9 protein-coding genes and 3 pseudogenes are annotated in these 8,112 nt (G+C 32.3%); 1 reads left to right on the top strand and 11 read right to left on the bottom strand.

Going from position 1 to position 8,112, the window contains the following annotated elements; all coding sequences use genetic code 11:
* Positions 1-922: 922 nt before the first annotated feature.
* The 10 genes and pseudogenes from BFJ97_RS24810 to BFJ97_RS16250 form a co-directional block, all read right to left on the bottom strand.
* Entirely contained in the window at positions 923-1,177 is a 255-nt protein-coding gene (locus BFJ97_RS24810) for a hypothetical protein (RefSeq protein ID WP_068985691.1), read from the bottom strand.
* A gap of 3 nt (positions 1,178-1,180) precedes the next feature.
* Positions 1,181-1,489, bottom strand: a pseudogene (locus tag BFJ97_RS25285) (polymorphic toxin-type HINT domain-containing protein); the annotation flags it as partial.
* Positions 1,490-1,841: 352 nt separating this feature from the next.
* On the bottom strand, positions 1,842-2,174 hold the full coding sequence (locus BFJ97_RS16230) for a DUF7716 domain-containing protein (RefSeq protein WP_217492398.1): 333 nt from the start codon (positions 2,172-2,174) through the stop codon (positions 1,842-1,844).
* A gap of 105 nt (positions 2,175-2,279) precedes the next feature.
* Positions 2,280-2,672: an immunity 22 family protein gene (locus BFJ97_RS16235; RefSeq protein WP_175401782.1), complete on the bottom strand. Its 393-nt coding sequence runs from the start codon at positions 2,670-2,672 to the stop codon at positions 2,280-2,282.
* Between the two features lie 276 nt (positions 2,673-2,948).
* Positions 2,949-3,398, bottom strand: coding sequence for an SMI1/KNR4 family protein (locus BFJ97_RS16240; protein WP_068985693.1), 450 nt, complete (start codon positions 3,396-3,398; stop codon positions 2,949-2,951).
* A gap of 376 nt (positions 3,399-3,774) precedes the next feature.
* The gene (locus BFJ97_RS16245) at positions 3,775-4,383 is read right to left on the bottom strand and encodes an SCO family protein (protein WP_068985694.1); all 609 of its coding nucleotides are present in this window, start codon (positions 4,381-4,383) and stop codon (positions 3,775-3,777) included.
* Between the two features lie 110 nt (positions 4,384-4,493).
* Positions 4,494-4,586 (bottom strand): annotated as a pseudogene (locus BFJ97_RS25505) (YvrJ family protein); the annotation flags it as partial.
* Positions 4,568-4,669 carry a DUF2922 family protein gene (locus BFJ97_RS25720; protein WP_083227081.1) on the bottom strand — a complete coding sequence of 34 codons (102 nt, stop codon included), beginning with the start codon at positions 4,667-4,669 and terminating at the stop codon, positions 4,568-4,570. The gene BFJ97_RS25720 and the pseudogene BFJ97_RS25505, both read right to left, overlap by 19 nt.
* Before the next feature lie 32 nt (positions 4,670-4,701).
* Positions 4,702-4,833, bottom strand: a complete 132-nt coding sequence (locus BFJ97_RS25510) for a hypothetical protein (protein ID WP_302621805.1) — start codon at positions 4,831-4,833, stop codon at positions 4,702-4,704.
* Between the two features lie 115 nt (positions 4,834-4,948).
* Positions 4,949-5,883: pseudogene (locus tag BFJ97_RS16250) on the bottom strand (IS3 family transposase); the annotation flags it as partial.
* A 935-nt stretch (positions 5,884-6,818) separates the two neighbouring features.
* On the opposite strand from BFJ97_RS16250, the gene BFJ97_RS16255 reads away from it, so the two are divergent.
* On the top strand, positions 6,819-7,427 hold the full coding sequence (locus BFJ97_RS16255) for a hypothetical protein (RefSeq protein WP_068985696.1): 609 nt from the start codon (positions 6,819-6,821) through the stop codon (positions 7,425-7,427).
* A 287-nt stretch (positions 7,428-7,714) separates the two neighbouring features.
* On the opposite strand, the gene BFJ97_RS16260 is transcribed toward BFJ97_RS16255, so the two are convergent.
* Positions 7,715-7,960: a hypothetical protein gene (locus BFJ97_RS16260; protein ID WP_068985697.1), complete on the bottom strand. Its 246-nt coding sequence runs from the start codon at positions 7,958-7,960 to the stop codon at positions 7,715-7,717.
* Positions 7,961-8,112 lie beyond the last annotated feature (152 nt).

Raw genomic sequence — 8,112 nt, forward strand, 5'->3', positions numbered from 1 at the left:
GAATTTCTCTATGAAATGCACCAGGTCGTATACTAACTCAACATCTGGCAACGATTTGATGATATTGACTCAAATACGTATTCTGCTATTCATAAATTTTACCTACATAAAAAATTGTGGCTAGGAAATTCCAGTCAATATTATTTGTAGTTACTTGTTCAATTTTTTCATAAAATTCCATTTATTATCACCTTTCTATTTTAATCTTCACAAGTCCATCCTTTCATAGACCCATCCTTTACCTTCAACCCAGAACGGATGGCTGTCGGTCGTTTCAATTATCTGCTTTCCAACATACAGCTTAATATATCATCACGTTGGTTTCGGTAAAGGTTCGTTACTTTCTTGTATGCTAATTCTCCTTCAGGGTTATTCTCATCCTTAGCGAGAACCATATCTCCGACTTCATCTTATTTACGCACAGCACTTATTGGTGTCTTCTCATAATATTTTTTTCTATCATATTTTGCTTTAGAAAATCGTTTAATTTGTACGCCTATCTTTATTGCATAAAAAAGATGCCCTTGATAAATATCACAATCAAGGGCAAAAGTATGTTAATTTTCTATCTAAAATTTATTTTACTAATACATAATAAAATCAAAGTCAGAAATTTCCCCATCTAAAGCAAAATATAACCTGAATTCTCCTACATTCTCCCCCTTATAATCTATACTTAAGTATGAAACTACTTGGTTAACAAACTCAGGGAAGTTTCTCAATTCAAGTGAGATTTTTTTAATATAATAGTCCAAATCCGTTTTCACAAATTCACCAAAAATCGAATAAAATTCTTCCTCCTGTTCAGACATATAAATATTTAATTGAATCCAAAATTGTTCTATAGTTTGTTTTTCAATCTTCCAATGTTCTATTAAACGTCTAAATTGTTCTATATCTAAAATAACAGACGCCTCCCTAATTAATGATCTTTAGTAAAGTAAGAGAAGATTATATGACCTGAATTCTTATCCAAATTCCCATATGCTCTCGCACCACCATATTTACCTGTAATTTTTATCTCGTACTTGTAACCTCTTACTCCAGATCCTTCTAAATATTTAATTCCATTAGTACCTGATCCACTATTAACAAAACCTTTCTTAGCAGAATTTGCAAACTTTTGAGCAGCATCTTTACCAAGGGTCTTTTTAATTTTATTAAAAGTATTTCGCACCCAAACCCCAATATCTGTTACATAATACGTATGGTAGTCCTCTACAGTAAAGTTGTAAACCGTAACTGGCTCATCCAGTCTAACGAACTCGACCTTGTCAATTGTAAGGTTGCTTCCATCAGCCTTTTGGAGTTTATCACCTATCTGTAGTTCATCTGCATAGACCCATCCTTTACCTTCAACCCAGAACGGATGGTTTTCGGTCGTTTCAATTATCTGCTTTCCAACATTCAGCTTAATTATATCATCACGTTGGTTTCGGTAAAGGTTCGTTACTTTCTTGTATGCTAATTCTCCTTCAGGGTTATTCTCATCCTTAGCGAGAAAAGATGGCTATTCGTCGTGCGAACTGAGAAGGTGTGCTTATTTTTTTATATTTCGGGCTTACTCTTTACATTTGTTTTGCAATATGTATTAACTAGCTTTTTCGTTTAGGATAAAAAATCATTTGTGGTGAAGTCCTGTTTCTCCATTTGTTTACATTACTTCCAAAAACAAGATGTTTGCAAATCCTGAAAACTGATTTCTTTATATGTTATTTGTATTCCTCTTATCATATTCAATGTACGTTCTACCTTATCTTCACCAACATAAGGAGCTTCGATTTGTCGTAATTTTTCATACTGTGCAACATCACCTACGATAAATCATGAAGAAGCCTGTATTATAATTCTAGAAACGCATCATTTTCATAGTAAAAAATAAATGCACTTAGTAACTGGTCTAATGATGGTTTGCCCAACTGAGCCCTTACATTTTCTAATACATCTTCAATACTTGCACCATCTAATGTTTCTATCCAGCCATTTTCTCTAACCTGTTCTGGCAAATAAGCATCTGAATCAGGTGAAAAATCAGAACTATCTAGTGAGAATACTCCTTCTGTATCCAAACTCCATTCAGCTCGATTGGGTGGGAGATAAAACCACGTATCAGGATTTTTTTCTGGAAACAGCAAAACATCCCTAATACTAACTAAATTCATATTTATATTCATCCAAAACATCCTTTATTGAGTTTTTTAAATCCGCCTGTTGGTCGATGAAGATTTGCATGTTCTCGCACTATATGAGAACGCCTAGCTACAAGTTCTATCCTTGTCTTATAAATCAGTATCAAAAACACCAATATAAATAAGTTTGTTGTAAAGTTTATTTAAATCTGATATTACTAACTCAGGATCCATATAATAGAACATTGAATTAATACTTTCAAAACCTTTTTCTATACAAGTATCCTGTATTTCAATACCTACTTCTGATGAAACTGATAACTCCCCCAAAAACTCTTTTATATTTCTCAATTCCTCTGTTCTAAAAACACCTATTAAATCCTCGTCATACCACCTTTCACCAATATCTTCACAAAATTGACATACATTATATTTAGGGTCATCGATATCTAAATCCGGATCACTATAATCCAATTCAAAGTATTTTTCAAAAACATCTGTATCATCATGGTTAATACCAGCCCATATATGAACTTTAGACATGCACATATTGTTACAACTCACTTTCAGAAAGTATATTCACTTTTTAGATAACTTACAGGCTATGTTTTTATGAAAAGAACCTATACTCTTTCTAACCTTTTTTGTAGTTGCATCTTTAAATGCTCACCAATATCATCTAGTTGAGCTTTGTTAGAGTTTTTTCCTGTAAAACTATCTAACTAGTTTTTTCATGTTTCGGAATCTAGTCAAACCAGTTGAAGTACTGTTTCTTTATTTTCATATTAATGTTGCTTATCTTACTTCAATATTTATTTCTTAATATTTACGTTCTTCCTCTTCTTCATCTAGTAAGTAATTAAGAAAGTCAGAAAAATCCTCCCATACATCTGGCTTAGAAATAAAATCTTGCTTTTCTAATTTAGTGACTTCTACAGAATCAAGCCATATCATCGATGGTTTGTTTTCAGTATCCATAACAATAATACTTTCAGATTGTTCAGCAATAACAACAAATCTATTCGGTAAACCAACCGCCTCTCGGATTCTTAAAGTTTCACCTATAAAATTAGTCGGATCAGATAATAAAAAAGAATGAATATCTATCCCCCCAACATCTCCTCCACTGTAGAAACTAGATATTTCACGAAAGTCATTAGGTAGTTTTATTTGAAGTTCTTGTTCAATTCTATCCAAGTACTCTTTAGAAATACCATCAATATCGTATAAAGTTCTATATTTATTTCGCAAAATATTCACATCATGCATATTCTTTCTACCTCTTCTAGAAAGTATTTTTTATATTCCAATATTCTCGTGTATCGCCATCATATTTCGTGCTATTTATCGGATAAATAAGATGTGGTGTATTTCTTTCAAATTGAATATGTAATATATCTTCAACACACTTTCCATATTAAGTAATAGTTTCAAAAAAATAAAGGGCAATAAATCCTAACCTATGGATTTATTGCACCTTTTAAATCATTTAATCTAATTTTAACTCTTAATTATTTAAAAAGTATAAGCATCAGACAAAATTTCTCTGTCCTTCTATACTAGAAACGAGGCTAATTGTGCTTAATATTATTTTTGCCAATATAAAAACCGTCTCTTGATTGTCGAGACGGTTCCCTAGTATCCATTATAAATTTTCATCAATGTATGTTTCTATATCTGAAGCAATTGTATCGATCGGTACATCTTCAGCATTCGCAGCATAGCCACTATACATTTTTACTAAAACGCCATCTTTATCAACTAAGAAAAATTGGTTTCCGTGTATCACTTGGTCGCTGTTCGGATCATCTTTTACCATTATTTTTGTTGATTTTACAGCAAACTGCTCAATATATTTTTGTGAATAACCCGTAAGGAGATTCCATTTAGATTCATCAGGAACATTATATTTGCTTAAATAATCAGCTAATACTTCAGGCTTATCAACGTCAGGGTCAATTGAAAACGCAACAATGTTATAATCTTCGACACCTTTTTTCTTTAGCTTTTCTTGAACTTGTGTCATATTAAAGGACATTGGTGGGCAAATTGAGTTACAATTCGTGAAAATATACATCCCAATCCAAGGTTTTCCTTTTAAACTCTCTAAAGAAACCTTTTCTCCGCGTTGATTGACATGTTCAAAATCTGGTAATTCCAAATTATAATCTGCTTTAAACTTTGTATTTCCACATGCACTGAGCACAGCTGTTAGTGCAAAAAGTAAAACAAGCCCAATTATTTTATTTCTCATTTTAAACACTCTCCCTACAACCTACATACACTACCCTCATCCTATCGCACGATATCAACGTTGACAAGGAACCTACGTGACATCTTTCGTACATCTTTGTGAAATCCATTTCACTTTAAGTAGACAAGTGCATCATGAATATCATCTAGTTTAACCACTACTCGGTGTAGTAAATAAAACGATACTAAGATAGGAAAGCTGACACAATTTCTGCCGCTGTTACTTTCGGTTTCGGTGCATCAATCGCTATGGTTGCTGTTTTCCCTGTTGCTGTTTCAAATTGCAGTTAAAAAGCGTGTGTCATAGCTTTTTCCTCCTTTAGGATAAATCTGTTGTTTCTTGTTTTACAATACTATCTAGTGTGTGTGAGGAAAGACTTACAATTCCAGAAGCTACTGCTACTAATTCCTCTGCTGCAAACCCATGAGAATTATAGTGTACAGAAAACAACAAAAGACCGCCCATATAGGTGATCTTTCTTCTATTATATTTATCTTCCCTTAGACAAAAAAATAGCCCATCAGGGTATGAAGTGACCCCTAAAAGTTAGACACGGTTATTTCATTTAGGCAGCTTGGGTAAATTGCGTTCGGTATTGCACCGGGCTCAATTTTAATTTTGCCTTAATTCGTTTCGTGTTGTAATAATGTATATATTTTTCTAGCTTTTCTTTAAAGTGCTCGATACTTTCAAATTCTTTTAAGTAAAGGAATTCTGATTTTAGTATCCCAAAGAAATTCTCCATTACTGAATTATCGTAACAGTTGCCTTTACGCGACATACTTTGCACAATGCCTCTTGATTGGAGCGCATGGCGATATTGCTTCATTTGATAATGCCAGCCCTGATCGGAATGCATCAGTAGCTGATGGTCCGCAGGTAAGCGGTCTAAAGCCTTTTCTAACATGTCTGAAACAAGTAAAAATGTCGGTCTAGAGCCAATCGTGTACGTGATAATCTCGCCGTTAAATAAATCTAAAACAGGCGATAAATAAAGCTTCTCGCCAAATAATTTAAACTCTGTAATATCCGTTGCCCATTTTTCATTTGGTGCTTCTGCTGTAAAATTGCGGTCTAAAATATTTGGAGCGATTTCACCAACCGTCCCTTTATACGATTTATATTTTTTCATGCGTACTAAACACCTTAATCCAAGTTCTTTCATGATGCGTTGAACCTTCTTGTGATTTACCTTTTGCCCACGATTCGCCAGCTCATCACGAATACGACGGTAGCCGTAACGACCCTCGTGTTCGTCGTAAATCCCTTGAATGTCGGCCTTTAAATCAGCGTCTCGATCTGGTCGATTCATCTTCTTCACTAGATTATAGTACGTGCTGCGTTTGATTTCTGCGAATGCCACAAGCGCCTTCACCGAGTATTTATGCCTTAATTCATAGATGACCTTTACTTTGTCTTCTTTGGTGATTTTTCCTTGGCTTGAACTAAGGCATTCAACTTTTTTAAATACCCGTTTTCCATGCGTAGACGGCTGATCTCTGATTGATATAGGTTTTTACTCGATTTTTTCGAAAAAAGTAATTATTCTACTCCAAAAGTATCCAGTTTGTTCGGTATTACAGATGCTTAGCTTCGTTACTATATTCCCTTTATTTTATATGTATTGTATGTCTGAAGTTCTGTGTCCCGTATTTTATTTAGGCAATATGTAATTAAATGGTATTTTTTTAATCAGCAGTCAAATATTTGATTGTTGATTTTTTATTTTATCTAAATTTTAAAATATTAGTAAAAATAATACCAAAGATTGATTTTATTTTTAAAAATTTAACTTTATAATAAACAAGAACAAATGTTCTCTTTTTATAGGGAGGTGACTTGCATTTTGATATTGATAGTTTGAAAAATTCAATTAGTATTTCTTTTTTTAGAGATTCTCGAAATAAAAAAGTTATAAATTTAATACTCAACATTTATCCAGTTCGAAAGATTTTAGAGCACAATATATGAAATTAAGTATTGTTACTTAGATTTCCTCATCCTCACGAAAAAACAAAAGAAATCCCTGTTAAATTGGATTTTTTTAACTTTTTTTCAGTCCTTTTGTGATGGGTTTATAGACTATTGCGGAAAAACCCATAAATATAAGAACATCCAATATTTATAAAGTATTACTTTTTGAGTGTTGTATATAATTTTGTAAAAAAGATTGAATTTTATAGTTAATCCTATATATGTAAATTTTCGCATTTTCTTTTCGCAATAACGTGAGTAAAATGAGGATAAAAATTTGAAAGGATGTTCTTATTTTATGATTAAAAAGAAAAGCTATTTTGCAAAGTTAATTGAGATTTATACTTTTAAAAAATATTGGGATTTTTAAAGAAGAAAAAAGGTATAAAAATTGAAATTTATACTTCTGTATTTTGATAAAAAAATTCTAAATTTTTAAAAAAAGAAAGAAGGTATAAAAATTGAAATTAACAAAGGGTTTTTTAGTTTTATTTTTATCAGTTTCTGTTTTATCTGCTTGTAATCAAGGAGATAAAACAAACCATGATAGTGAAATTAAATCTTCAGTAGAAAAAGCTGTTAAAAAACATGAAGCTGTAGATTTACCTGTAGATGTTTTTAGAGATAGTAACTATGGATTTAGCAGTCATATTTTTACTCGCAGTATTACACATGTCGAGTTTAAAGATTTTGATGAATCTTCAGAGCTTGAGTTTTTAGATCGCTATGATAAGACTGTACGTGGACAAAATTATGATTATCAAAAAGATTTTAAATTATTGGTTATTACTATGAAACATGAAGAGCAAGGAGGTAGCCCTTATCAGAGCTTTGTATTTAATGATGGAACGGGGCTAGTGATAGGAGATGATAATTTAGCTAATAAAAGTAAATTTTTGAGGTATCAACAAGAGTATGTGACAAATCGTGTTGGTCCGACTACTGATGAAACAGGAACTATATTATTGGCAGTACCAAATGAATTTGCTAATGATAAAAATTTACAACTTAAAATTGTACAAAAGCTAGATAAGGAAAGTGATTATATTTACATTGATTTGAAACAATAAAGAGGTGAGGTTATGGATCAAGAAGTTGTAGATGGGTAAGCCCGTAACTATATGTTACCGCCATTCAGAACAAATGGATCGAACAGTCTTCTTTAAAATTATTTTTCGCAGCGTCTTAGAGTGTTATTTTCTAATAAAAACAGCGACAAACACTGTTAAATCAGTGTTTGTCGCTGTTTGAAATGTGACCAAGCTTTTATTTGGAAACGTTTATTAGGTTTATTTTGCATACTTTATAAATCCTTGTTGGATTAATACTCTTTTTGTTGAATACATCCATGGAGAATCTAACCAGCAATTCCCCTAGCTAGTACTAGGAAATATACAAAAACTAAGACTCCGCCATTTAATAAAACACCCAATATTCCTGACAACCACTTCTTTGATAGTATGGCAAATACAATGCCGAATAGCGAAAGTATCCCTAGAATGATAATAGCCATCACCAAATTCGCATTAGGTCCTCTTATAATAAAAAATGCAATTATACTGGCAATAACCATTAGAAAAGAAAGAAATCCTTGCTTGTTCATCTAATCCCCCTAAATTTTAGTACGTATGATACTATGTCAAGAAAATGGACAGGGAAAATTGAGATTTTGCTTTAAATCTAAGCGCGCTATCGCTTGCTCGCCTCACAAACAATTTAAGGGGCGTAACCCTTAAATTATTTGTAAGGTTAAAG

Source organism: Lysinibacillus xylanilyticus (assembly GCF_001708185.1).
Classification (GTDB): Bacteria; Bacillota; Bacilli; order Bacillales_A; family Planococcaceae; genus Lysinibacillus; species Lysinibacillus xylanilyticus_A.